The organism is Streptomyces syringium (genome assembly GCF_017876625.1).
Taxonomy (GTDB): Bacteria; Actinomycetota; Actinomycetes; order Streptomycetales; family Streptomycetaceae; genus Streptomyces; species Streptomyces syringius.
In genome coordinates this window covers 3,705,912-3,730,661 of sequence record NZ_JAGIOH010000001.1, presented here as the reverse complement: position 1 = coordinate 3,730,661, position 24,750 = coordinate 3,705,912, and the positions used below count along the sequence as shown (strand labels likewise).

The following is a 24,750-nucleotide window of genomic DNA, read 5'->3' as shown; positions in this document are numbered from 1 at the left end:
ACAATCAAGGTTGAGTGGAATAGGCTCAACTTATTGCACGTTTCCTCAGGCAGGATCGACAGCATCGCACCAAGGAGGAGCCCGAGTCGTGGATGCCGAGCTGACCAACAGGAGCCAGGAGGCGCTCAGCCGCGCCCATGAGCGGGCCGTGACCGCCGGCCACGCGGACATGACGTCCGCGCACCTGCTGCTCGCGCTGCTCGCGGGCGAGGCCAACGAGAACATCATGGACCTGCTCGTCGCCGTCGAGGCCGACGCCGCGGCGTTGCGGTCCGGGGCGGAGCGGCTGCTCGGCGCCCTGCCGAGCGTGCAGGGGGCCACCGTGTCGCCGCCGCAGCCCGACCGTGAGCTGCTGGCCGTCATCGCGGACGCATCGCAGCGCGCCCGCGAGCTGGGCGACGCGTACATCTCCACCGAACACCTGCTCATCGGGCTCGCCGCCAAGGGCGGCCGGACCGGTGAGCTGCTGGCACAGCAGGGCGCCACGGCCAAGAGGCTGCTGGACGCGTTCGAGACCACGAGGGGCGGACAGCGAGTGACGACTCCCGATCCGGAGGGCACGTACAAGGCACTGGAGAAGTTCGGTACGGACTTCACGGCGGCCGCGCGCGAGGGCAAGCTCGACCCGGTCATCGGCCGGGACCAGGAGATCCGCCGCGTGGTCCAGGTGCTCTCGCGCCGGACGAAGAACAACCCGGTGCTCATCGGCGAGCCCGGCGTCGGCAAGACCGCCGTCGTGGAGGGCCTCGCGCAGCGGATAGTGAAGGGCGACGTGCCCGAGTCGCTGAAGAACAAGCGGCTCGTCTCGCTCGACCTCGGTGCCATGGTCGCGGGCGCGAAGTACCGCGGCGAGTTCGAGGAGCGGCTGAAGACCGTCCTCGCCGAGATCAAGTCCAGCGACGGCCAGATCATCACCTTCATCGACGAGCTGCACACCGTCGTCGGCGCGGGCGCGGGCGGCGACTCCGCCATGGACGCGGGCAACATGCTCAAGCCCATGCTGGCCCGCGGCGAGCTGCGGATGGTCGGCGCGACGACGCTCGACGAGTACCGCGAGCGCATCGAGAAGGACGCGGCGCTGGAGCGCCGCTTCCAGCAGGTGCTGGTCGCCGAGCCGTCCGTCGAGGACTCCATCGCGATCCTGCGCGGCCTCAAGGGCCGGTACGAGGCGCACCACAAGGTGCAGATCGCGGACTCCGCCCTGGTCGCCGCGGCCACCCTCTCCGACCGCTACATCACCTCCCGCTTCCTGCCCGACAAGGCCATCGACCTGGTCGACGAGGCCGCGTCCCGGCTGCGCATGGAGATCGACTCCTCGCCCCTCGAGATCGACGAGCTCCAGCGCGCGGTCGACCGGCTGAAGATGGAGGAGCTGGCACTCAACAACGAGACCGACCCCGGCTCCCTGCAGCGGCTGGAGAAGCTCCGCCGCGACCTCGCCGACAAGGAGGAGGAGCTGCGCGGCCTCACCGCGCGCTGGGAGAAGGAGAAGCAGTCCCTCAACCGCGTCGGTGAGCTGAAGGAGCGCCTGGACGACCTGCGCGGCCAGGCCGAGCGCGCCCAGCGCGACGGCGACTTCGACGCCGCCTCCAAGCTGCTGTACGGCGAGATCCCCGCCGTCGAGCGCGAGCTGGAGGCGGCCGCCGAGGCCGAAGCGGAGGCGGAACAGGAAGCGGCCGCCAAGGACCTCATGGTCAAGGAGGAGGTCGGCCCGGACGACATCGCCGACGTCGTCGCCTCCTGGACCGGCATTCCGGCGGGCCGCCTGCTGGAGGGCGAGACGCAGAAGCTGCTGCGCATGGAGGAGGAGCTCGGCCGCCGGCTGATCGGCCAGAGCGAGGCCGTGCGGGCCGTCTCCGACGCCGTGCGCCGCGCGCGGGCAGGGATCGCCGACCCCGACCGGCCGACCGGCTCGTTCCTCTTCCTCGGCCCGACCGGTGTCGGCAAGACCGAGCTGGCCAAGGCGCTCGCGGACTTCCTCTTCGACGACGAGCGGGCCATGACCCGCATCGACATGAGCGAGTACGGCGAGAAGCACTCCGTCGCCCGGCTGGTCGGCGCGCCGCCCGGCTACGTGGGCTACGAGGAGGGCGGCCAGCTCACCGAGGCGGTGCGCCGGCGCCCGTACACGGTCGTGCTCCTGGACGAGGTGGAGAAGGCCCACCACGAGGTATTCGACGTCCTGCTCCAGGTCCTCGACGACGGGCGGCTCACCGACGGACAGGGCCGGACGGTCGACTTCCGGAACACCATCCTGATCCTGACCTCCAACCTCGGGTCCTCCTATCTGGTGGATCCGCTGCTCAAGGACGACCAGAAGAAGACGAAGGTCCTGGAGACGGTCCGGTCCTCCTTCCGGCCGGAGTTCCTCAACCGCCTCGACGACCTGGTGGTCTTCCACACCCTGGGGACGGACGAGCTGGAGCGGATCGCCCGCCTCCAGATCGGTCTCCTCCAGCGTCGTCTCACCGACCGGCGACTTACCCTGGACGTGACCGACGCCGCGCTGCGCTGGCTCGCCGCCCTCGGGCACGACCCGGCCGCGCCGGACGCCGCCGCGCCCGATCCGAGCTACGGCGCCCGCCCGCTGCGGCGCCTGATCCAGACCGCCATCGGTGACCGGCTCGCCCGGGCGATCCTCGCCGGGGACGTCCGCGACGGGGACACCGTCCGGGTCGACCTCGCTCCGGACGGCTCCTCGCTGACCGTCACCTCGGCCGCCGCCCCGGCCGCCACGACAGGATCGGGGGGCTGACGGGGTTGCGGTGACGGGGCGGGTGTGGGGGAGGATGGCAAGAACCGTACGAAGGGAAATTCACGGTGAGCATCGACCCGTCCTCGATTCCGAATTTCGGGGGCCAGCCCGAACCGCAGGAGGCGGGCCCGACTGGCCCCGTCATCCCCGACCAGGACCTGGTCAAGCAGCTCCTCGAGCAGATGGAGCTGAAGTACGTCGTCGACGACGAGGGCGACCTCGCCGCGCCGTGGGAGCAGTTCCGCACGTACTTCATGTTCCGCGGCGAGGAGGAGCAGCAGGTCTTCTCGGTCCGGACCTTCTACGACCGGCCGCACGGCATCGAGGAGAAGGCCCAGCTCCTCGAGGTCATCGACGACTGGAACCGCCGCACCCTGTGGCCGAAGGTGTACACGCACACCAACGACGACGGCGGCGTCCGCCTCATCGGCGAGGCGCAGATGCTGATCGGCGTCGGTGTGTCGCTGGAGCACTTCGTCTCCAGCACGGTCAGCTGGGTGCGGGCCTCGATCGAGTTCGACAAGTGGCTCATCGAGGCGCTCGGCCTGGAGGCCGACGTCGAGTCCGGTGACGAGAAGCCGGGCGACGACGAGGCCTGATCCGGCCGGTGACCCCGGCGCGTGCCGCGCTCCTTCGAGGCGGCGGCGCGCGTCACATGGGAATGCGGGCGACCGTCAGCAGATACGTCCCGTAGAAGAACGAGAGCCCGGCCAGCGCGCCGATCGTCACGACGACGGTGCGCGGCCGGGCTCTGGCCGTCGCCACCGCCGCCGGGAGCAGCAGCGGGAACGCGGGCAGCAGGAAGCGCGGCTTGGAGGCGAAGTAGCTGGAGCCGCCGACCGCGATGACGACGAGCACCAGCGCGTAGACGAGCACCGCCGTCGGCGGCCGGTCCAGGGCGAGCAGGACCAGCGCGATCAGGGCCACCGCGAGGACCGCCACGGTCACGTAGTACGCCATGTAGTCCCGGGCGACGAACAGGTGCCGGATGAACCGCCACGCGTCGGCCCCGAAGTCGAAGCGCGACCCCCACAGCCGCTGCACCTCGAAATAGCCGAACGGCCCGCCCCCGAAGCGCCACCCCGCCCAGGAGACGTAGCCGCACCAGCCCAGCGGGGCGAGCGCCGCGCCCGCCCACACCCGCCAGTCCGCGCGGGCCCGCGGATCCCGGCACACCGCGAGCACCGAGGTCAGGGCGACGGCGGCGGCCACCGCGATGGCGTTGGGCCGCGACAGCCCGGCCAGCAGGGCGAGCGCCCCGGCCCACAGCGGCCGGCCGGTGATCGCGGCGAACAGCGCCCACGCGGCGAACGCGGTCATCAGCGTCTCGGTGTACGCCATCGACTGCACGATCGCGTGCGGCAGCAGCCCCCACAGCAGGACGAGCAGCGTGCCCACCCGCTGCCCGTGCAGCCGCTCCCCGACCGCGTAGATGCCCCAGGCCGCGACCCCGGCCGCGGACCAGGCGACGATCAGCCCGGCGCTGACGACCCCGACCGGCAGCAGGGCCGCCACCAGCCGGACGAGACCGGGGAAGAGCGGGAAGAACGCCAGGTCGTTGAAGACCACCCCGGGGCTGTGGGAGGAGGGGACGGACAGGCCGTAGCCGTTGCGGGCGATGGCGGCGTACCAGATGCCGTCCCAGGAGTGGCCGAGCAGCCCGCGCGGATGGCGCCCGGTCCACCACGCCCAGCCGGCCATCACCGACATCCCGGTCAGCCGGGCGGCGGCGTAGAGCGCGAGCGCGGGTGCCGCCCGGCGCAGCGCGGCCCGCACCCGTTCGAGCAGGCGGGTACGGCTGTCGCGGGCGGCGGGGCGCGGCTGCTGGCCTCGTACGGGCACGGCGGTGTCGGCGGACACGGGGGCACCTCCGGTGCGGGCGCGGCGGGGGTGAGCATGCCGGACGGCAGGCGTCCCGGCATACCGACCATGCGGCTCGCGTCCCGCGCGCGCGAGACGGAACGCCCGTACGCGGTGTGCCTTCCACCCGCTCGGCCGCACGGCTGCGTGTCGGCGCCTCCCGGGGACCGGACCTGTGCTGGGCGCCGGTGCGCCCCGCGCATATCGTGAGCCCCGCGCCACCCACGGCCCGGGCCCCGGGGCCCCAACTGGGCGGTGGCACAACGGAACAGACGGCACGACGGACTTCTCGAACACTCATCGACGGACTCGGGAAAGCGGGAACGCATGCATACGGACTGGAACCCGGCGGCGCGGGTGCGGGACATGGGCACGTCGGTCTTCACGGAGATGACCGAGCTGGCGCGGGCCACGGGCGCGGTCAACCTCGGCCAGGGCGTGCCCGAGCTGGACAGCCCGGCCCTCCTGCTGAAGGACGTCGCGGCGGCGGTCCTCGCGGGCAGCAACCAGTACCCGCCCGCGGCCGGCTTCCCGGCGCTGCGCGAGGCGGTCGCCGAGCACCAGCGCGCGCGGTACGGGCTGGAGTACCGGCCCGCGGGCGAGGTGCTGGTCACCACCGGTGCCACGGAGGCCCTCGCGGCGGCGCTGCTCGCGCTGTGCGACCCGGGTGACGAGATCCTGGCCTTCGACCCCTGCTACGACGCCTACCCGGCCGGTGCGAGGCTGGCGGGCGCCCGGCTGGTGCCCGTACCGCTGGAGCTGTCCGGCGACACCTTCGTCCTGGACCCGGCCGCGCTGCGCGCCGCCGTCACCCCGCGCTCGCGGGTGCTGCTGCTCAACACCCCGCACAACCCGACGGGCAAGGTCTTCACCGCCGAGGAACTGGCCGTCATCGCCGACGTCTGCCGGGAGCACGGGCTGACGGTGGTGACCGACGAGGTCTACGAACACCTCGTCTACGGCGACGCCCGGCACCGCACCCTCGCCGCGCTGCCCGGCATGCGCGAGCGGACCCTGACGATCTCCTCCGCGGGCAAGACCTTCAACGTCACGGGCTGGAAGATCGGCTGGGTCTGCGGACCGGCCCACCTGGTGGCGGCGGTCGGTGCCGCGAAGCAGTTCCTCACCTATGCCTCCGGGACGCCCTACCAGGAGGCGCTCGCGCGGATGCTGGGCGATGTGGAGGAGTGGGCGGCCGGGCTGCGCGGGACGCTGAGCCGCAACCGCGATCTGCTCACCGAGGGGCTGGCCCGCGCGGGTCTGCGCCCCTATCGGGCGGACGCCGGATATTTCGTACAGGCCGACGTTCGGGAGTGGGGGTACACGGACGGCGTGCGTTTCTGCCGTGAACTCCCGTCGCGCGCCGGGGTGGTGGCAATTCCGACGTCCGCCTTCTATGTGCGCCCCAATGCGCCGTCCTATCTGGTGCGTTTCTCCTTCTGCAAGCGAGAGGAATCGGTACGCACCGCGATGGAGAAGCTACTTAGTGCTGCGTAACTGCCATTTAATCGGCCACATATCCAAGTGGCCAGCGCTTGACCGCATATGCGCCCGGCGGATCTCCTCGGTCCGCCGGGTGCAATAGTGGTGAACAGGTGAACTGCCCGGCCCTCTCATGGATGGAAATCATGATGAGATGGGTAAAAAGGCTGTGGGCGCAGCTCATTTCATGATTCCCTCTCTTTCGGAGACACGTCCCGAGACGACTCCTCGGAATCATCGGAATCACTGTCCTCGGACCCCATGAACCTCCAATGTGGGCATGAGCCGGCGCGCCACGACCCTGGACTCCCCTCGCTCTGGGCGGGCCGGCCCACCCTCCACTGCGTGCTATGCGGAGCCGACCCATGCTCACCACCCTCAAGACCACCTACACCGATACCCGTGCCGCCGATCTCGCCTGGTGCCTGGGGAAGGGCCCCCTTCCCGCGCTGGCCGTGCTCGATCTGCAGCTCGCCGACTCCGCCGTCCAATTGCGCCTGCTCGGCGCCTCCCACCAGGTCCTGCTCGAAGAGGAAGCCGGTTCGTGCTCGGAGACCGTCGCCTGCATGCCGGGCAGCAGCACTCCGCTGCCGCTGGGCGTCGCCAAGCGGGTCGGGGCGTGGGAGTACGAATTCGCCGCGCGGGTCGAGACGCTTTCGCAAGGGTCCTTCGCGGGCCGCGCGCAGGAGTTGCTGGCGCTCGTCGCCGAGCATCCGCACGGCCTCGCCGGAACGTTTCCGGGCAGCCCCCACGCCTTCACCGCGCTGCTCGCCCAGCGGCAGAACGGCCAGATCAGCTGGCGTACTTGGCACGCCTATCCGCAGGAGGGCCGGCTGGTGGCCACCCGGACCCGGGTGGGCCTGCGCGTGGGCGCGCCGCTCTGAGCGCCCGCCGACGGGCCCGCGCCCGGCCGGAACGCCGGTCAGGCGCAGGAGTGGAATGCCGGTCCGGCCCAGTGGCGGAATGCCGGTCCGGGCCCCGGGCGGAATGCCGCCGTCCGCAGGCCGGTCTGTCGGCAGGTCACGCGAATACACTCGTGTGGGTGACGAAGGGTTGTGAGATCGTGACGTAGCGTTCGCGTCATGATCTACCGCCCGGTGCCCGCGCGACTGCCCGTACCGGCCGGGCTCGGCCGTTTCTCCGTCCTGACCACCGTCTTCGTCTGCGCAGCCTGCGGCTTGGTGTACGAGCTGGAACTGGTCGCCCTGGCCTCGTATTTGATCGGGGACTCCGTCACCCAGGCGTCCGTCGTGCTCTCGGTGATGGTCTTCGCGATGGGCATCGGCTCGCTGCTGGCCAAACGGCTGCGGCCGCGCGCCGCGCTGGGCTTCGCGGCCGTCGAGGCGGGGCTCGCGCTGACCGGCGGACTGTCGGCCATGGCGCTGTACGCGTGCTTCGCCTGGTACGGCCAGACGCGGGTGCCGCTGGTGGCCTTCTCGCTCGTCATCGGAATCCTGATCGGTGCCGAGGTGCCCCTGCTGATGACCCTCATCCAGCGCATCCGGCGGCAGGACGCGGGCGGCGCGGTCGCCGACCTCTTCGCCGCCGACTACGTGGGGGCCCTCGTCGGCGGGCTGGCCTTCCCGTTCCTGCTGCTGCCCATGCTGGGGCAGCTGACGGGCGCGCTGCTGACCGGCGGGGTCAACGCGGTCGCGGGCGGTGCGCTGGTGCTGTGGCTCTTCCGCGGCGACCTGAGCAGCCGCTCCCGCTGGGCGCTCGTCGCCCTCAACGGCCTCGTGCTGGTGCTGCTGGCGGCCTGCTCGATGCTCACCGGCCCGTTCGAGCGGGCCGCCCGGCACGCCGTGTACGGCGCGGACATACGGGTCGCCGTGCGGACACCGGTCCAGGAGGTCGTGCTCACGGGCGGCGGCCGGAGCGGCCGGCCGATCTCGCTCTTCATGGACGGGCGGCTGCGGGTCAGCGGCGGCGACGAACTCCGCTACCACGAAGGGCTCGTGCACCCCGCGATGGACGGACCGCACCGACGGGTCCTCATCCTCGGCGGCGGCGACGGCCTCGCCCTGCGCGAGGTCCTGCGCTACCCCGGCGTCACCTCGGTGACCGTCGTCGAGCTCGACGGCGCCATGGTCCGGCTGGCCCGCACCGACCGGGACCTCGCCGCCCTCAACCGGTCCGCCTTCCGCGACCCCAGAGTGCGGGTCGTCGTCGCCGACGCCTTCGGCTGGCTGCGCGGCGGGCACGGCGACCCGGGCCCGTTCGACGTGCTGATCTCCGATCTGCCCGACCCCGCCTTCACGCCCAGCACCAAGCTGTACTCCCAGGAGTTCTACGGCCTCGCGGCCCGCCGGCTGGCGCCCGGCGGCCGGCTCGCGATCCACGCCGGCCCGATCGGGGCACGCCCCCGCGTCTTCTGGACGGTCGACGCCACGGTCCGCTCCCTGGGCCTGGACACCGCGGCCTACCGGGTCCACGGCAAGGGCGGCGGCCCCTCCGGCGTCCTGGAGCGCACCACCGCCCACGGGTCGGCCGGGCGGGGCGGGGCGGCGGACGGACAGCCGAAGGCCTGGGGCTTCCTCCTCGCCTCCCGGGAGCCCGCGCGGCTGCGACTGCCGGCCGACCGCCCGGACCTCCGGACACTGACCCCGGCGACGCTGGCCGCCGCGGGCCGCGCGGCCGGGCACGGCCCCGAGCCGGGGCTCCTGCCGTCGACGCTGATGCACCCGCGCTACACGGACTGACCACGCCCCGGCGGCGGGCGCAGCGCCGCGCGGAAGGCGCCGGGCGAGAGACCGGCCCGGTGCTGGAAGAACTTGGAGAAGTTCGCGGCGTCGTCGAAGCCGAGCCGCCCGGCGATCCGGGCCGCCGGCAGCTCGCTGTGCGCCAGCAGCCGCTTGGCCTCCAGCATCACCCGCCGGTCGATGAACTCCTTGGCCCCCACCCCCGCGGCGGCCAGCGTCGCGCGCGACAGGGTGCGGGTGGAGTAGCCGAGCCTGCGGGCGTAGTCGGCGACCCGGTGGCGGTCGGCGAAGTCCCGCTCGACGGCGGCGCGGAAGCGCAGGAAGGCATCGCCCGGGGCGGGCACCCCGCTGCCCACCGGGGCCGTCAGGTGTGCCAGCCGCAGCACGAGGACCGACAGCAGATGCCGCAGCACATCGGTGTGGACGTCGGCGGGCAGCGCCCCGCCGGTGCGGAAGTCGGCCGCGAGATGCCCCACCGCCCGGAAGACGGCCTCGTGGTCCTCGCCGACCGGCCGCCACAGCACCGGGCGGAAGGGATCGTCGGCCACCGCCGCGACGGCGGTGCCGGGGGAGAGGAAGCCGGGCTGGACGAGGACGACATCACCTTCGATGCCGGTCACCTCGCCGAACTGCTGCACCTGCCCGGGGCGCACCCACAGCACCGAGCCCGCCTCCAGCCAGTAGCCGGTGAAGTCGACGGTGTGCCCGGCGGAGCCCGAGCGCACGACGACGATCTGGTGGAAGTCCAGCCGCTGCGGCATGGCCAGCAGCCCCTCGGGGGCGCGGGCGCGCAGCTCGGCGAGGGTCATCACCTCCACCCCCGCGGGGGTGCCGGGCGGGGCCCGGTAGGTCAGCTCGACCACGGCCGGGCGGCCGCCGTCGCCGTCGCCCTCGTAGGGCTGGGAGCAGTCGTGTCGCTTTTTCACTCGTGTCGCTTTTTCACCATGAGGAGTCCCGAGCGTACCTGGTCGGCCGGGTTTGCCGCCTTTAGCGTGGTTCCTACGTACAACAACGGACGGTACGTATACCAACGGACGGTTTGAGGAAAAGACATGCGACGGCAGCTGGTCACCTAAGCCTTCGACGCCTACTGCGGCTGGTGTTACGGCTTCGGCCCGACCGTGCGCGCGTTCGCCGAGACGAACGCCGACCGGATCGAGGTACGGGTGCTCAGCGGCGGGCTCTTCACCGGGCCCCGCGCCAAGCCGGTCGGCGAGTACCCCTACATCCCGCAGGCGGACGCCCGGATCGGGGAGCTGACCGGAGCGGTCTTCGGCGAGGGCTACGCCAAGGCGTTCGCCGAGGGCACCGCCGTGCTCGACTCGGCCGACGCCGCGACGGCCCTCGCCGCGCTGACGGGGCAGGCACCCGAGCGGGCCCTGGAGTTCGCGGGCGCGCTCCAGCGCGCCTGGTACGTCGACGGACGGAGCCTGTCCGACCCGGCCACGCTGCACGCGGTCGCGACCGGACAGGGCGGCATCGACCCCGACGCGGTCCTCGCCGCGTACGCCGACCCGGGCACCCGCCGGGCGGCGCGCGAAGGGTTCCGTGAAGTCCGCAGGCTGGGCGTGGAGAGTTTCCCCAGCCTCCTGCTGCACACCCCCGACGGGGTGCGGCGGCTCGGCGGCCCGATGACCTCGGCACAGGAACTCACCCAGGCCATCGACGCCCGCTGAGCCCCTGCCTCTCCTTTTGCCCCCCTTTGACCCCACCCACTGATCACCATCACTTCTGAGGAGCCCCCCATGGCCAAGATCGCTCTCTTCGGCGCCAACGGAACCATCGGCAGCCGCGTCCTGCGCGAAGCGCTGGACCGCGGTCACCAGGTCACGGCAGTCGTCCGTGACCCCGCGAAGCTCACCGAGCGGCACCCCGCCCTGACGGTCGCCACCGGTGACGTCCTCGACCCGGCCTCCGTCACGGCGGTCGCCGCCGGCCAGGACGTCGTCGTCAGCGCCGTCGGCGGCGGCGACGGCCCCGGCCACATCGCGACCATCGAGCCCGCCGCGAAGTCCCTGGTCGAAGGGGTGCGCGCGGTCGGCGACGCGGCCCCCCGGCTGATCACGGTCGGCGGCGCCGGTTCGCTGCGGACCGCCGACGGCAAGCAGGTCTGGGACGCGGAGGGCCTCCCGGAGTTCCTGCTCCAGATCATGCACGCGCACGGCGACGCGCTGGAGTACTACCGCACGGTCACCGACGTGCGCTGGACCAACATCAGCCCCGCCGCGAAGATCGAGCCCGGCGAGCGCAGCGGCACGTACCGCACCGCCCTGGAGGACCTCGTCACGGACGCCGACGGCAACAGCCGGATCTCCGCCGAGGACTACGCGGTCGCGCTCGTCGACGAGATCGAGCAGCCGCGGCACGTGGGTGAACGCTTCACGGTCGCCGACTGACGGATACCGACCGGTGTCGGCCACCAGCGGTGCCACCGGCGGAATCTTCGGCCGGGGAGGGCCTGGTGAGGGGCCTGATGGGTAGGCTCGCTTGTTATGGAGCATGAGGTGTTCGTTCCGTTCCCCGTCGGCGATGTCCGGCGGGTCCTCTCCGACCCCGCGCGCGTCGCCCGCTGTGTCCCCGGCCTCCAGCAGGACGCCGCGGACGCCTCCGACGCCACCGTCGCCGGCCGGCTCCGGCTGCGCATCGGCGGCTCCACCATCACCTACCGGGGCTCGCTGCGGCTGACCGAGCGGGACGGCTCCTTCGAGCTGTCGGGTGAGGGCGCGGAGGTGCGCGGCAACGGCACGGTGACGCTCGCGCTGACCGCGCTGGCGGAGGCCGTGCCGGGCGGCACGCGGCTGACCTGCGCGGCGCGGGTCGACTGCGGGGGACGGCTGGCGGAGTTCGACGCGAAGACCACCCAGACCACGGCCCGCAGGCTGCTGGAGCGGGTCGCGGTGGCCCTGGCGGAGGAGCTGCGGAGGGACGCGGACGGCTCCCCGGACGCCGACACCGCCGAAGCGGGCCCGCAGGTGCCCCTGCGGGAAGAGCCCGGTGACGGCCCGGACCTCGATGCCATCGAGGCGATCGACGCCATGGACGACCTCGACGACGAGGACGAAGAGGACGACGACGAGGACGACGCACCGCCCGCCGAGGCCGCGCACGCCCGCCGCACGATGATCGGCCGCAGCGCCGAGGAGGTCGACCACGCCCCGCCGCGCGGTCGCTACGCCCCCGTCCCCGCCCCCGAGGCGGCATCCGCCACGGCGGCGGCCCTCCGCTGGGCAGCGCCCGCCGCGGCCGTGGCCCTCGCCTCGGCGGTGGTGGTGGGCCGGGCGCTGCGCCGCCGCCGCTGAGCGGGTGCCGCGGCGTGCGGTCCGTTCGGCACGGGCACACGCGGCCCGGCCTTGGCGGGGAGTTGCCCCCGTCCCCGCCGACGGTCCGCGAAAGCCTCTAATGTCGGGGTTGTGAGCAACCATCAGACGAGCAAGACGCTGTTGAAGGCCGGGGACGCCGAGCTGACCGTGGACCCGCGGAACGGATGCCGGCTCACCAGCCTGCGACTCCGCGGCACCGAACTCCTGCGGCAGGGCGAGAAGTACGGCGCCTTCCCCATGGTGCCGTGGTGCGGCCGCATGGAGCTGGGTCAGTTCCGCAACGGCGGCGAGCGCCATCAGATGCCCCTCAACGCCGGGCCGCACGCGATCCACGGCACCGGCCGGGACACCGCCTGGCGCACGGTCCGCACGGAGGAGCACTCCGCCGCCTTCACCTACGACCTCGCCGAGCCCTGGCCGTACACCGGCCGGGTCACCCAGCTCGTGGAGCTGGCACCGGATTCGCTGACGCTGACGATGGGCGTCGAGACCTACGACAACTCCTTCCCCGCACAGGCGGGCTGGCACCCGTGGTTCCTGCGGAACCTCGGCACGGGCAAGGACGTCGAGATCGACTTCCACCCCTCCTGGCAGGAGGAGCGCGGCGAGGACCATCTGCCGACGGGCCGCCGCACGGATCCCCTGCCCGGCCCCTGGGACGACTGCTTCGGCATGCCCGACGGCGTGGACGTCACCCTCACCTGGCCCGGCCTGCTGGAGATGAAGATCGCCAGCCGCGCCGAATGGGTCGTCGTCTATGACGAGCAGGACGAGGCCGTCTGCGTCGAGCCGCAGTCCGGACCCCCGAACGGGCTCAACACCCTGCCCCGTCTCGTCACCCCGATCGACCCCCTGGAGATCTCCACGACGTGGAGCTGGCGCTCACTCGCCTAGGGCTGTCCTAAGCTCGTGCGCATGAGCGATGCGCGTGACGCCCTGCTGCAGCAGATCAAGGACAAGGCCGTGGTCCACGGCAAGGTGACCCTCTCCTCCGGCAAGGAGGCCGACTACTACATCGACCTGCGCCGGATCACCCTGGACGCCGAGGCGGCGCCGCTGGTCGGCCAGGTGATGCTGGACGCCACGGCGGACCTCGACTACGACGCCGTCGGCGGGCTCACCCTCGGCGCGGACCCGGTCGCCACCTCGATGCTGCACGCCGCCGCCGCGCGCGGCCGCAAGCTCGACGCGTTCGTCGTGCGCAAGGCGCAGAAGGCGCACGGCATGCAGCGCCGCATCGAGGGCCCGGACATCAAGGGCCGCCGGGTGCTGGTCGTCGAGGACACCTCCACCACCGGTGGCTCGCCGCTGACCGCGGTCGAGGCCGCGCGCGAGGCGGGCGCGGAGGTCGTCGCGGTGGCGACGATCGTCGACCGCGGCGCCGCCTCCGCGATCGAAGGCGCCGGTCTGCGCTATGTCACCGGGTATGCCCTCGGCGACCTCGACCTGGGCTGACCTGCGGTTTCCTCTGATTGTGCGCGAAGGGCGCGAGGTTTCACGTGAAACCTCGCGCCCTTCGCGCATCAATGGCCTGTCCACCGTGTGGAGCGAATCGGGGAGTCTGGGAAGATGGGGGCGACGATGAACGTCGCCCCCTAAGGCCAGGCCACCCACGCCACCGCACATCACAAGGAGTGGACAGATGCCCATCGCAACCCCCGAGGTCTACAACGAGATGCTCGACCGGGCGAAGGCAGGCAAGTTCGCCTACCCGGCCATCAATGTGACCTCGACGCAGACGCTGCACGCCGCGCTGCGCGGTTTCGCCGAGGCGGAGAGCGACGGCATCATCCAGATCTCCACCGGTGGTGCGGAGTTCCTGGGCGGCCAGTACAGCAAGGACATGGTCTCCGGCGCGGTCGCGCTCGCCGAGTTCGCGCACGTCGTCGCCAAGAAGTACCCGGTGAACATCGCGCTGCACACCGACCACTGCCCGAAGGACAAGCTCGACGGCTACGTCCGTCCGCTGCTCGCCATCTCGCAGGAGCGCGTCGCCGCCGGCCAGAACCCGCTCTTCCAGTCCCACATGTGGGACGGCTCCGCCGAGAAGCTGGACGAGAACCTCGCCATCGCGCAGGAGCTGCTCGCCGAGGCCGTCAAGGCGAAGATCATCCTCGAGGTCGAGATCACCCCGACCGGTGGCGAGGAGGACGGCGTCTCGCACGAGATCAACGACGAGCTCTACACCACCGTCGCCGACGTCGAGCGCACCGCCGAGGCCCTCGGCCTGGGCGAGAAGGGCCGCTACCTGCTGGCCGCCTCCTTCGGCAACGTCCACGGTGTCTACAAGCCGGGCAACGTCGTGCTCCGCCCCGAGCTGCTCCGTGACCTCCAGGACGGCATCGCCGCCAAGTCCGGCAAGAACGACCCGTTCGACTTCGTCTTCCACGGCGGCTCCGGCTCCACGGAGGAGGAGATCCGCACCGCGCTGGAGAACGGCGTCGTGAAGATGAACCTCGACACGGACACGCAGTACGCCTTCACCCGCCCGGTCGCGGACCACATGTTCCGCAACTACGACGCGGTGCTCAAGGTCGACGGCGAGGTCGGTACCAAGTCGAAGTACGACCCGCGCACCTGGGGCAAGCTCGCCGAGGCCGCCATGGCCGAGCGTGTCACCAAGGCCTGTGCCGACCTGCGCGCCACGGGTACGAAGCTGAAGTAAGGCTCCGAGGCCGGCTCACCGGGCCGGCTCCGAGGTCACGGACAGGGTCCGGTCCCCCGCTCGCGCGGTGGGGCCGGGCCCTGTCCCGTTCCCACCGCCGCGCTGGCCGGGTGCCCGTTGTGCGGGGATGATGCCGGTATGAGCGACCCTTCGTGGGAGCCGGTGACCGATCCGGACACCGTCCCGCAGGAGCCCGCCGCCGACGCCGTACGTCTGGGTACCCCCGTCGGCCGCTGGGTGCTGCTGACCGCCGTCCTCGGCTCGGGGATGGCGCTGCTGGACAGCACCGTCGTCAATGTGGCCCTGCCCCGCATCGGCGCCGATCTCGACGCGGACCTGCCCGTCCTCCAGTGGACCGTCAACGGCTACATGCTCACCCTCGCCTCGCTGATCCTGCTGGGCGGCGCCCTGGGCGACCGGTTCGGGCGGCGGCGGGTGTTCGTGATCGGCGTGGTGTGGTTCGCCCTCGCCTCCCTGCTGTGCGGGCTGGCGCCGGACGCCGGGGTGCTGATCGCGGCGCGGGCGCTCCAGGGCATCGGCGGGGCGCTGCTCACCCCCGGCTCACTGGCGCTGATCCAGGCGGTCTTCCACCCCGACGACCGGGCCGGGGCGGTCGGCGCGTGGTCCGGGCTGGGCGGGGTGGCCGCGGCGGTCGGCCCCTTCGTCGGCGGCTATCTGGTGGACGGACCGGGCTGGCGCTGGGTGTTCCTGATCAATCTGCCGCTCGCCGCCGTGTGTGTTCCGGTCGCCCTGAAACACGTCCCCGAAACGCGCGACCCCGGCGCGCACGGCCGCTTCGACGTACTCGGCGCGACCCTCGGCGCGCTGGCCCTCGGTGCGGTGACCTACGCGCTGATCGCCGCCCCCGACAAGGGCGCCTCGCCGTGGGTGATCGGCCCGGCGGTCGCCGGGGTGCTGCTGGGCGCGGCGTTCGTCCACGTCGAGGCGCACCGTCCCGACCCGATGCTGCCGCCGGGGATCTTCGCCAGCCGGATGTTCTCGGCCGTCAACGGGGTCACGGTGTGCGTGTACGCGGCCTTCGGCGGCTTCTTCTTCCTCTCGGTCCTCCAGCTCCAGGTCGTGGTCGGCTGGTCCGCGCTCGCCGCCGGGACCGCGCTGCTGCCCACGACGGTGCTGATGCTGCTGCTGTCGGCCCGCTCCGGCCGGATCGCGACCCGCATCGGGCCCCGCCTCCCCCTGACCGTCGGGCCGCTGCTGTGCGCGGCGGGCATGCTGCTCATGACCCGTGCCGGGCCGGACGCGGTGTACTGGCGGGACGTGCTGCCCGCCCTCGTCGTCCTCGGCCTGGGCATGGTGATCCTGGTCGCGCCGCTCACCGCGACGGTCCTCGCCTCCGTCGAGGTCGCCCGCGCGGGCCTGGCCAGCGGCATCAACAACGCCGCCGCCCGCGCGGCGGGCCTCATCGCCGTCGCCGCGCTGCCGCTGCTCGCGGGCATGGGCCCGGACGTCTACCGCGATCCCGCGGGCTTCGAGGACACGTTCCGCCGGGCGATGTTCTGGTGCGCGGGCACGCTGGTGGCGGGGGCGGGGCTGGCGTGGTGGACGGTGGGCACCCGTCCGCGCGCGGCGCGCGGCCGGAAGTGCTGCCGCCCGGAGACGACGTACCACTGCGGGGTGTCTTCACCTCCGCTGGACCCGGGGGACGCCGCCACCGCGTCCGGCGGTTCGTGACAGTGCGGTGCCGCTGCGCGGGGCGGTGCCCCTCCCGTGAGCGGGTGGGAGGGGATTGGTGGGGGCTCGGGCCGTGGGTCCGTGCGGGCCGGCATTCGACCGGGTCCGGCTGGGCTGGTGACAAGGCAGACTGGGGGTCATGTCGATTCACGAGAACCTGCTCGGGGGACCGCCCCCGACCCACCTGCCCGACGACCCGGAGCCGCGTGAGCTGCTCGCCTCCGGGGCGGCCCCCGCCGAGGTCGCCGCGAAGTACCCGGCGTCCTCGCTCGCGTGGGCGCAGCTCGCCGACGAGGCGTTCGAGGGCGGCCGGGTCGTCGAGTCGTACGCGTACGCCCGCACCGGCTACCACCGCGGCCTGGACGCGCTGCGGCGCAGCGGCTGGAAGGGCCACGGCCCGGTGCCCTTCGAGCACGAGCCGAACCGCGGCTTCCTGCGTGCCCTGCACGCCCTCGCCCGCGCGGCGGGCGCCATCGGCGAGCACGAGGAGCACGAGCGCTGCTCGACGTTCCTGCGGGACAGCTCGCCGACGGCCGCCAACACCCTGGGCTGACGCGGCAGCCCCACAGCGCATCGGCCGGAACGCCTCGCCTTCGGGTGAGGCGTTCCGGCTGTCTGCACCGCCCGCACACGCCCACGGTCCCGGGCCCTACGAACCCGGCCCGCACCGGGACAACGCCCCGCGCAGCGGAAACGCCCTGCACAGCGACACCCCTTGCAGGAATCCGCCTTCGGGACGCATGATGCGCGCAGGGGACCGGGGCTCCGATGCCGACAGGAAGGGGCGGACCGCTACCCGGAGTACGTTTTGCCGAGGAGACAGCGATGTCGCAGCCGCAACCGTCCCGCCCCCACGCCCCGCAGGGCACCGTCGAGCCGGAGCCCCCCGCGGCCCCGAACCTCGACTTCGAGGGGTCCACCCCGTACGAGGACTACGTCCGGGCCTCCGTCCTCACCCACCTCCAGAAGACGCTCTCCGACGACCCCGGCGAGATGGTCTTCCTCGTCACCACGCAGGTCATGGAGCTGTGGTTCACGGTCATCGTGCACGAGTGGGAGACCGCCGCGAAGGCGCTGCGCGAGGACGACCTGCCGACCGCGATGGCCGCGCTCAAGCGGTCCACGTACGAGCTCGAATCGCTCAACGCCTCCTGGGAGCCGCTCGCGCACCTGACGCCGGTGCAGTTCAACGGCTTCCGTGCCGCGCTCGGTGACGGCTCGGGCTTCCAGTCCGCGATGTACCGCCGGCTGGAGTTCCTGCTCGGCGACAAGTCCGCGTCCATGCTGGTCCCGCACCAGGGCACGCCGCGGGTCCACGCGGAGCTGGAGAAGGCGCTGCACGAGCCGAGCCTGTACGACGAGGTGCTGCGCTACCTCGGGCGGCTCGGACACGCGGTACCCGACAGCGTCCACGACCGTGACGTCTCCGAGCGGTACGTCCCCGACCCGGCGGTCGAGGAGGTCTGGCAGCGCGTCTACGCGGGCGACCAGAACAGCGAGGCGTGCCGGCTGGGCGAGGCCCTGACCGAGGTGGCGGAGCTGGTCTGGCGCTGGCGCAACGACCACCTCGTCGCCACCCGGCGGGCCATGGGCTCGAAGGTGGGAACGGGCGGTTCGGCGGGGGTGGCCTGGCTGGAGCGGCGTGCGACGAAGAACGTCTTCCCCGAGCTGTGGACGGCGCGCAGCCATGTCTGACCTCGACCCGACGACGAGCGAAGCGGCCACGCTCGACGCCGCCGACGAACTGCGCGCCAAGCGCGCCGCGTTCGCCCTCGACGACCTCGCCGAGGGCGCCTACCTCGACGGGAACTCCCTCGGCGCCCTGCCCCGCGCCGTAGCCGGCCGGCTCGCCGACGTCGTCGAGCGCGAATGGGGGCGGCTGCGCATCCGCTCCTGGGACGAGTCCGGGTGGTGGACGGCGCCCGAGCGGGTCGGGGACCGGATCGGCCGGCTCGTCGGGGCCGCGCCCGGCCAGGTCGTCGTGGGCGACTCGACGAGCGTCAACGTCTTCAAGGCCGTCGTCGCCGCCGTCCGCATGGCCGGCGAGGAGCGCGACGAGATCCTCGTGGACGAGGCGACGTTCCCCACCGACGGCTACATCGCCGAGTCCGCGGCCCGGCTGACGGGCCGTACGCTGCGGCCCGTCGCGGCGGGCGACCTGCCCGCCGCCCTCGGCCCGCGCACCGCCGTCGCGCTCGTCAACCACGTCGACTACCGCACCGGCCGCCTGCACGACCTGCCCGGCACGACGGCCGCCGCGCACGCCGCCGGGGCGCTCGTCGTCTGGGACCTGTGCCACAGCGCGGGCGCCCTGCCCGTCGGGCTCGACGCGCACGGGGTGGACCTCGCCGTCGGCTGCACGTACAAGTACCTCAACGGCGGCCCCGGTTCGCCCGCGTACCTCTATGTGCGGCGCGAGCTGCAGGACCGCTTCGACTCGCCGCTGCCCGGCTGGAACTCCCACGCCGACCCCTTCGCCATGGCCCCCGCCTACGCCCCCGCCGAGGGCGCCGCCCGGGGCCGGGTCGGCACCCCCGACATCCTGTCGCTCCTCGCCCTCGACGCGGCCCTGGACGTGTGGGACGGCGTGAGCGTCGAGGCCGTACGGGCCAAGAGCCTCGCCCTCACGGACTTCTTCGTGCGCCGCGTCGAGGAGTACGTGCCGAAGGGCCGTCTGGAGTGCCTCACCCCCACCCCGCACAGTGAACGCGGCAGCCAGGTGTCGCTGCGCTGCCCCGACGCGGGCGGGGTCATGGCCGAACTCGTCCGCCGGGGCGTCGTCGGCGACTTCCGCCGCCCGGACGTCCTGCGCTTCGGCTTCACCCCGCTCTACACCTCCTTCGCCGACGCGGAGCGGGCCGCGCGGGTACTCGCCGAGGTCCTGGCCGAGGTGCCGGGTCCGGGACCGAGGACGCCGTGACCGAAGGCGCCGTGACCGAAGGCGCCGTGACCGAGGAGGATCTCGACGACGTCGAGTACGCCGCGATGTGCGGCCTTCCCCACGTCCCCCCGGACGAGACCGTCGCGTACGGCGACCACCCCAGCCAGGTGGTCGGCCGCTACGCGGCGGCCCGGCCGACGGGCACCCGGGTGACGCTCCTGCACGGCGGCTTCTGGCGCGAGACCTACGACCGGTGGCACCTCTCGCCGCTGGCCGCCGAGCTGGCCCGGCACGGCGTGGACGTGGCGCTCGTGGAGTACCGCCGGCTCGGCGGTGGCGGCGGCACGCCGCAGACCTTCGACGACGTCCTGGGTGCCCTGCGGACCCTGGAGGACCTGGAAGCGCGGTCCCGCCGGCCCGCCGCCCGGCATCTGCTCGCCGGCCACTCGGCGGGCGGCCACCTCGCCCTCTGGGCGGCGTCCGCGACCGGGCGGGCGCCCGCCGCCCCGGCCGTGGACGGGGTCGTCGCCGTGGCGGCCGTCACGGACCTGGAGCGGGCACGGGAGCTGCGGCTCGGCGACGGCATCGTCGAGGAACTGCTCGGCGGGGGCGACGGCCGGGACGTCGACCCCGTCCGGTGCCTGCCCGCCCGCGCGCCCGTGACGCTCCTGCACGGCGCCGCGGACCTCGTCGTGCCCGTCGAGTTCTCCCACCGCTACGCGGCCGCCGCCCGCGCGGCGGCCGGTGTGGCCGAGGTCCGGGCCCTCGGTGGTGTCGGTCACTTCGCGCCTGTGACTCCCGGCACACCCGCGTGCGCGGTGCTGGTGGCCGCCCTCACCGGACAACCGCACGTCACAGCCGTGCCGTAGCCGCGTAGTACTTGAGACGGACCCCCGTACATCCGCATCCAAGCGGACGCTTTCCGCGAACCCCTTGCCTACGGTTGTTGACGTGACCGACACCTATGAGACCACCCCGCGCAATGAGCTGCGGATGGCGAAAGGCGCGCTGAGCGGGCTCCGCGAGGACCTGTTCACCGACGCCTTCGCCTTCCGCCCGCTGCCGCCGCTCGCCGCGGACCACGTCCTGGTCCGCAGGCTGCCGCGGCGTGCCGCGCGCTGCACACGGTGGTTCCCGCACGCGACGCTCGTCGGCTTCACCCTCGTCGTCATGATGGGGACCGCCGAACGCGAGGGCAGCACCTTCGGGCTCTTCGCGGCGCTGATGGTCGGCGTGCCGATGGTCATGACCCTCTTCCGGCCGGTCGGCGCGTGGTGGCTGTCGATCGGCTCGATGGTCTTCACCGGGGTGTTCCTGGGCACGTACGGCTTCGGGCCGTGGTCCCCGGGAGGTTTCTTCTCCCACCTCGCCGTGATGCTGGTCGTGGCACTGCGGACGCGCCCGCGCACCGCCGCCGAGATGTGGCTGCTCACCGGTGCCATAGGGCTCTTCTTCGCCGTGTTCCTGCGGACGGCCCAGCCCTACGGTGACGGCTACGTCCTCTCCGACATGTTCCAGATGATGGTCTTCTCCGGCTTCGTGCTCTTCGTCGTCCTCGCCGTGCGCGGGCTGCGCGAGACCAAGCAGCAGGTCGTCGCCCAGGTGGCCGTCACCGAGGTCGAGCGGTCCCGGCGGACCGTGCTGGAGGAGCGCACGACCATCGCCCGCGAGCTGCACGACGTGGTCGCGCACCACATGTCCGTCGTCGCCATCCAGGCCGAGGCCGCCCCCTACCGGGTCCAGGACACCCCGCCCGAGCTGGCCGCCGCCTTCCAGACGATCCGGGAGAACGCCGTCGCCGCGCTGACCGAGCTGCGCCGCGTGCTCGGCGTCGTACGGTCGGAGAACCCCGACGCCTTCGCCGACCCCGAGGCCCCGCAGCCCACCCTCGCGGCCCTCGACGGGCTGCTCGACAACGTCCGCTCGGCCGGGCTGGACGTCGAGCGGGTCACGACGGGCTCGGTGCGGCCCCTGCCGCAGGGTGTGGAGCTGTCCGCCTACCGCATCGTCCAGGAGGCGCTCAGCAACGTGCTGCGCCACGCGCCCGGCGCGCACGCGCGGGTGGAGATCTCCTACGTCCTCGGCGGCCTCGGCCTGCGGGTCGTCAACGGCCCGCCGAACCGGCTCGCCAAGCCCTCCCCGGGCGCCGGGCACGGGGTGCTCGGCATGCGCGAACGCGTCACCATGCTCGGCGGCGAGATGACGGCGGAGGCCACCGACGAGGGCGGCTACGAGATCGCCGCCTTCCTGCCCGTCGCGGTCGGCGAGGCAGCGGCATGACCATCCGTGTGCTGATCGTGGACGACCAGATGATGGTCCGTGAGGGCTTCTCCGTCCTGCTGAACGCCCAGCCCGACATCGAGGTCGTCGGCGAGGCCGTGGACGGCCGGCAGGCCGTCGAGCAGGTCGCGGCGCTGCGCCCCGACGTCGTCCTGATGGACATCCGCATGCCCGTGCTCAACGGACTGGAGGCGACCCGCGAGATCGTCGCCGCCGACGAGGGGGCGAAGGTGCTGGTGCTCACCACCTTCGACCTCGACGAGTACGTCTACCAGGCGCTCCGGGCCGGGGCCAGCGGCTTCCTGCTCAAGGACGCCTCGGCCCGCCAGCTCGCCGACGGCGTGCGCGTCGTCGCCGACGGCGAGGCGCTCCTCGCGCCCACGGTCACCAAGCGGCTCATCCAGGAGTTCTCCCGCCTCGGCACGCCCAAGCCGCCCAGCCAGGAGCGGATCGCCGATCTCACCGAGCGCGAGACCGAGGTCCTGGTGCTGGTCGCCCAGGGCCGCTCCAACTCCGAGATCGCCACCCGTCTCGTCGTGGCCGAGTCCACCGTCAAGACGCACGTCAGCCGCATCCTGGTGAAGCTGGGACTGCGCGACCGCACCCAGGCGGCGGTCTTCGCCTACGAGGCGGGCCTGGTGACACCGGGCGGGTGAGCCCCCTCGGCGTGGCCTCAGCGCGGCAGCGTCAGCCGCCACGCCTCCGGCCGGACCGTCCAGGTGCGGCTGCGGACCGGGCCCGCGCCCACCTCGTCGGCGCGGTAGCGGAAGTCCGGCCCGGAGACCGTGACCGCGCGGGCCCGCGCCCGCACCGGGCGGTCCGCGGAGCGGTGGTGGACCACGACCTCCGCGAGGCCGTTCACGACCGACACCGTCACCCGCTCCACGGGCTGGTCCAGATCCGCCAGCAGCACCCCGTCCGCCTCCACCCGCAGCCGGGTGCAGGACGGCAGCGCATGGCGCGCCGCGGGGCCCGTGAGCAGCGCCAGGGCCGTCCGGGCGGTCCGGGCGGCCGGGGACCACCAGCTCTGGTGCCCGCCCGCCGTCAGGGCCTGCCGCCGGGGCACGGCCGGCTCGCCGGGCTCCACGGGCCCGACGGGGTCGCCCGGGACCTCCGGACCGCCGTCCGGGTGCCGGCCGCCGTCCGCCCCGTCCCCGGCCGCGTAGGGGGACGCTCCCGGGACGTACCCGTCCGGCACGCACACCTCACCCAGCACCACCGCGTCGCTGTCGTCGACCAGCAGGTCCAGTGGATGCGGCGCGCCGTCCAGCACCGCCCGGGCGGCCGCCACGGGCCCGCGCGGCACGCCGAGCGCGTGCGCCAGCGCGACCGTGTGCGGCGCGCCGACCGGGACCACCGACAGAGCGGATTCGGCCAATTCCCGGCGCCGGTGCAACAGGCCCACGACCCGCAGCAGCGCACGGTCGTCGCCGATCACGACCGGGCGCCGGTTACGCCGCGACAGGGCTCTGGAAACGTCCTCCGGGCCGTCCGTGAGACAGATTTTCGCCGCCGCCCCGGCGCACAGAACATCCCTCGCGATCCGTACGGACTCGCCGTCCGCACGCCGTGCGACCGGGTCGATGATCACGAGCAGAGGCTGCCCGGTCGGGTCTGGAGCCGACACCTCGGTCCTTCCTCAGGTAATCTCTCGGTGCAAGAGCCCCTGTCGCTGTTGCGCCAGGGGCTTCGTCTATCCGGGGCACCGGTTCGACGGCTCTAGCGATGGTGCACCCCCGCACAAGGCGGGATTACGCCACCACGCACGTTGGACATGCCCCGCCCGGAAGGGGTGTACGCCTGTGCCCGCACTTGTGCTGCTCGGTGCTCAGTGGGGTGACGAGGGCAAGGGAAAGGCCACCGACCTCCTCGGTGGATCCGTGGACTATGTGGTGCGCTACCAAGGTGGCAACAACGCCGGCCACACGGTCGTCGTAGGCGACCAGAAATACGCGCTGCATCTCCTCCCCTCCGGAATCCTCTCGCCGGGGTGTACCCCGGTGATCGGCAACGGTGTCGTCGTCGACCCGGCGGTCCTGCTCTCCGAGCTGAGCGGACTCAACGAGCGCGGCGTGGACACGTCCAAGCTGCTGCTCAGCGGTAACGCGCATCTGATCACGCCGTACCACACGACCGTGGACAAGGTGACGGAACGCTTCCTCGGCTCGCGGAAGATCGGCACCACGGGCCGCGGTATCGGCCCGACCTACGCGGACAAGATCAACCGCGTCGGCATCCGGGTCCAGGACCTCTACGACGAGTCGATCCTGACCCAGAAGGTCGAGGCTGCCCTCGACTTCAAGAACCAGATCCTCGCGAAGCTCTACAACCGCCGGGCCATCGAGGCCGGCGCGATCGTCGAGGAGCTGCTCACCTACGCCGAGCAGATCAAGCCGTACGTGGCCGACACGACGCTGATCCTGAACAACGCCATCGACGAGGGCAAGGTCGTCCTCTTCGAGGGCGGCCAGGGCACGCTGCTCGACGTCGACCACGGCACGTACCCCTTCGTGACCTCGTCGAACCCGACCGCGGGCGGCGCCTGCACGGGTGCCGGCGTCGGTCCCACGAAGATCAGCCGGGTGATCGGCATCCTCAAGGCGTACACCACGCGCGTCGGCGCCGGCCCGTTCCCGACCGAGCTGTTCGACAAGGACGGCGAGGCGCTGCGGACCATCGGTGGCGAGCGCGGTGTGACCACCGGCCGTGACCGCCGCTGTGGCTGGTTCGACGCGGTCATCGCCCGCTACGCGACCCGCGTCAACGGCCTGACGGACTTCTTCCTCACCAAGCTCGACGTGCTGACGGGCTGGGAGCAGATCCCGGTCTGCGTCGCGTACGAGATCGACGGCAAGCGCGTCGAGGAGCTGCCCTACAGCCAGAGCGACTTCCACCACGCGAAGCCGATCTACGAAATGCTGCCGGGCTGGTCCGAGGACATCACCAAGGCCAAGACCTTCGCCGACCTGCCGAAGAACGCGCAGGCCTACGTGAAGGCGCTGGAGGAGATGTCCGGCGCGCCGATCTCCGCGATCGGCGTCGGCCCGGGCCGCACCGAGACGATCGAGATCAACTCGTTCCTCTCGTAAGGCACGGCGTTCGCTGTGACAGCGCCC

General features: G+C 72.6%; 21 protein-coding genes and 1 pseudogene. 19 read left to right on the top strand and 3 right to left on the bottom strand.

Annotation, left to right across the window (positions count from 1 at the left end; translation table 11 throughout):
- Positions 1-88: 88 nt before the first annotated feature.
- A complete protein-coding gene (gene clpB, locus JO379_RS16430; protein WP_130878720.1) occupies positions 89-2,755 on the top strand; it encodes an ATP-dependent chaperone ClpB in 2,667 nt (888 codons plus the stop codon).
- A gap of 65 nt (positions 2,756-2,820) precedes the next feature.
- Positions 2,821-3,354 (top strand): type III secretion system chaperone family protein, encoded by a 534-nt coding sequence (locus JO379_RS16425; RefSeq protein WP_130878721.1) that lies wholly within the window; start codon positions 2,821-2,823, stop codon positions 3,352-3,354.
- Between the two features lie 52 nt (positions 3,355-3,406).
- Here the strand turns inward: JO379_RS16425 and JO379_RS16420 are convergent, their stop codons facing one another.
- The gene (locus tag JO379_RS16420) at positions 3,407-4,615 is read right to left on the bottom strand and encodes a putative hexosyltransferase (protein WP_207303932.1); all 1,209 of its coding nucleotides are present in this window, start codon (positions 4,613-4,615) and stop codon (positions 3,407-3,409) included.
- Between the two features lie 327 nt (positions 4,616-4,942).
- Between JO379_RS16420 and JO379_RS16415 the strand changes: the two genes are divergently transcribed.
- The 3 genes from JO379_RS16415 (at position 4,943) to JO379_RS16405 (ending at position 8,796) form a co-directional block, all read left to right on the top strand.
- Positions 4,943-6,112 carry an aminotransferase class I/II-fold pyridoxal phosphate-dependent enzyme gene (locus JO379_RS16415; protein ID WP_209515510.1) on the top strand — a complete coding sequence of 390 codons (1,170 nt, stop codon included), beginning with the start codon at positions 4,943-4,945 and terminating at the stop codon, positions 6,110-6,112.
- Between the two features lie 350 nt (positions 6,113-6,462).
- A complete protein-coding gene (locus JO379_RS16410; RefSeq protein WP_130878831.1) occupies positions 6,463-6,981 on the top strand; it encodes a DUF2617 family protein in 519 nt (172 codons plus the stop codon).
- A gap of 198 nt (positions 6,982-7,179) precedes the next feature.
- Positions 7,180-8,796: a polyamine aminopropyltransferase gene (locus JO379_RS16405; protein WP_130878723.1), complete on the top strand. Its 1,617-nt coding sequence runs from the start codon at positions 7,180-7,182 to the stop codon at positions 8,794-8,796.
- On the opposite strand, the gene JO379_RS16400 is transcribed toward JO379_RS16405, so the two are convergent.
- Positions 8,784-9,722 carry a helix-turn-helix domain-containing protein gene (locus JO379_RS16400; RefSeq protein WP_307842026.1) on the bottom strand — a complete coding sequence of 313 codons (939 nt, stop codon included), beginning with the start codon at positions 9,720-9,722 and terminating at the stop codon, positions 8,784-8,786. The two genes, JO379_RS16405 and JO379_RS16400, sit on opposite strands and share 13 nt — an antisense overlap.
- Before the next feature lie 165 nt (positions 9,723-9,887).
- Between JO379_RS16400 and JO379_RS16395 the strand changes: the two are divergent.
- The 13 genes and pseudogenes from JO379_RS16395 to JO379_RS16335 all read left to right on the top strand — a co-directional run.
- Positions 9,888-10,472, top strand: a pseudogene (locus JO379_RS16395) (DsbA family protein); the annotation flags it as partial.
- Between the two features lie 69 nt (positions 10,473-10,541).
- Positions 10,542-11,192, top strand: a complete 651-nt coding sequence (locus tag JO379_RS16390) for an NAD(P)-dependent oxidoreductase (RefSeq protein ID WP_130878725.1) — start codon at positions 10,542-10,544, stop codon at positions 11,190-11,192.
- A 96-nt stretch (positions 11,193-11,288) separates the two neighbouring features.
- Positions 11,289-12,095 carry an SRPBCC domain-containing protein gene (locus tag JO379_RS16385; RefSeq protein WP_130878726.1) on the top strand — a complete coding sequence of 269 codons (807 nt, stop codon included), beginning with the start codon at positions 11,289-11,291 and terminating at the stop codon, positions 12,093-12,095.
- Between the two features lie 111 nt (positions 12,096-12,206).
- A complete protein-coding gene (locus tag JO379_RS16380; RefSeq protein ID WP_130878727.1) occupies positions 12,207-13,010 on the top strand; it encodes an aldose epimerase family protein in 804 nt (267 codons plus the stop codon).
- A gap of 21 nt (positions 13,011-13,031) precedes the next feature.
- Entirely contained in the window at positions 13,032-13,571 is a 540-nt protein-coding gene (gene pyrE / locus JO379_RS16375; protein WP_130878728.1) for an orotate phosphoribosyltransferase, read from the top strand.
- A gap of 187 nt (positions 13,572-13,758) precedes the next feature.
- On the top strand, positions 13,759-14,781 hold the full coding sequence (gene fbaA, locus JO379_RS16370; protein ID WP_130878729.1) for a class II fructose-bisphosphate aldolase: 1,023 nt from the start codon (positions 13,759-13,761) through the stop codon (positions 14,779-14,781).
- A gap of 138 nt (positions 14,782-14,919) precedes the next feature.
- The gene (locus JO379_RS16365) at positions 14,920-16,473 is read left to right on the top strand and encodes an MFS transporter (protein ID WP_209515508.1); all 1,554 of its coding nucleotides are present in this window, start codon (positions 14,920-14,922) and stop codon (positions 16,471-16,473) included.
- Between the two features lie 139 nt (positions 16,474-16,612).
- On the top strand, positions 16,613-17,026 hold the full coding sequence (locus JO379_RS16360; protein ID WP_209515505.1) for a DUF3151 domain-containing protein: 414 nt from the start codon (positions 16,613-16,615) through the stop codon (positions 17,024-17,026).
- A gap of 272 nt (positions 17,027-17,298) precedes the next feature.
- Positions 17,299-18,168: a tryptophan 2,3-dioxygenase family protein gene (locus tag JO379_RS16355; RefSeq protein ID WP_209515503.1), complete on the top strand. Its 870-nt coding sequence runs from the start codon at positions 17,299-17,301 to the stop codon at positions 18,166-18,168.
- Positions 18,161-19,393, top strand: a complete 1,233-nt coding sequence (gene kynU, locus JO379_RS16350; RefSeq protein WP_130878733.1) for a kynureninase — start codon at positions 18,161-18,163, stop codon at positions 19,391-19,393. The genes JO379_RS16355 and kynU overlap by 8 nt, the downstream gene beginning before the upstream one ends.
- A complete protein-coding gene (locus JO379_RS16345; RefSeq protein ID WP_307842025.1) occupies positions 19,390-20,223 on the top strand; it encodes an alpha/beta hydrolase fold domain-containing protein in 834 nt (277 codons plus the stop codon). The genes kynU and JO379_RS16345 overlap by 4 nt, the downstream gene beginning before the upstream one ends.
- 124 nt (positions 20,224-20,347) lie before the next feature.
- Positions 20,348-21,634 (top strand): sensor histidine kinase, encoded by a 1,287-nt coding sequence (locus JO379_RS16340; protein WP_130878834.1) that lies wholly within the window; start codon positions 20,348-20,350, stop codon positions 21,632-21,634.
- Positions 21,631-22,290 (top strand): response regulator, encoded by a 660-nt coding sequence (locus tag JO379_RS16335; protein WP_130878734.1) that lies wholly within the window; start codon positions 21,631-21,633, stop codon positions 22,288-22,290. The genes JO379_RS16340 and JO379_RS16335 overlap by 4 nt, the downstream gene beginning before the upstream one ends.
- A gap of 17 nt (positions 22,291-22,307) precedes the next feature.
- Here JO379_RS16335 and JO379_RS16330 read toward each other — a convergent pair whose 3' ends face one another.
- Entirely contained in the window at positions 22,308-23,261 is a 954-nt protein-coding gene (locus JO379_RS16330) for a diacylglycerol kinase family protein (RefSeq protein WP_209515500.1), read from the bottom strand.
- 175 nt (positions 23,262-23,436) lie between these two features.
- Here JO379_RS16330 and JO379_RS16325 point away from each other — a divergent pair, with 175 nt between their 5' ends.
- Complete coding sequence (locus JO379_RS16325) at positions 23,437-24,723, top strand: adenylosuccinate synthase (RefSeq protein WP_130878736.1); 1,287 nt, start codon at positions 23,437-23,439, stop codon at positions 24,721-24,723.
- The last annotated feature ends 27 nt before the right edge of the window (positions 24,724-24,750 follow it).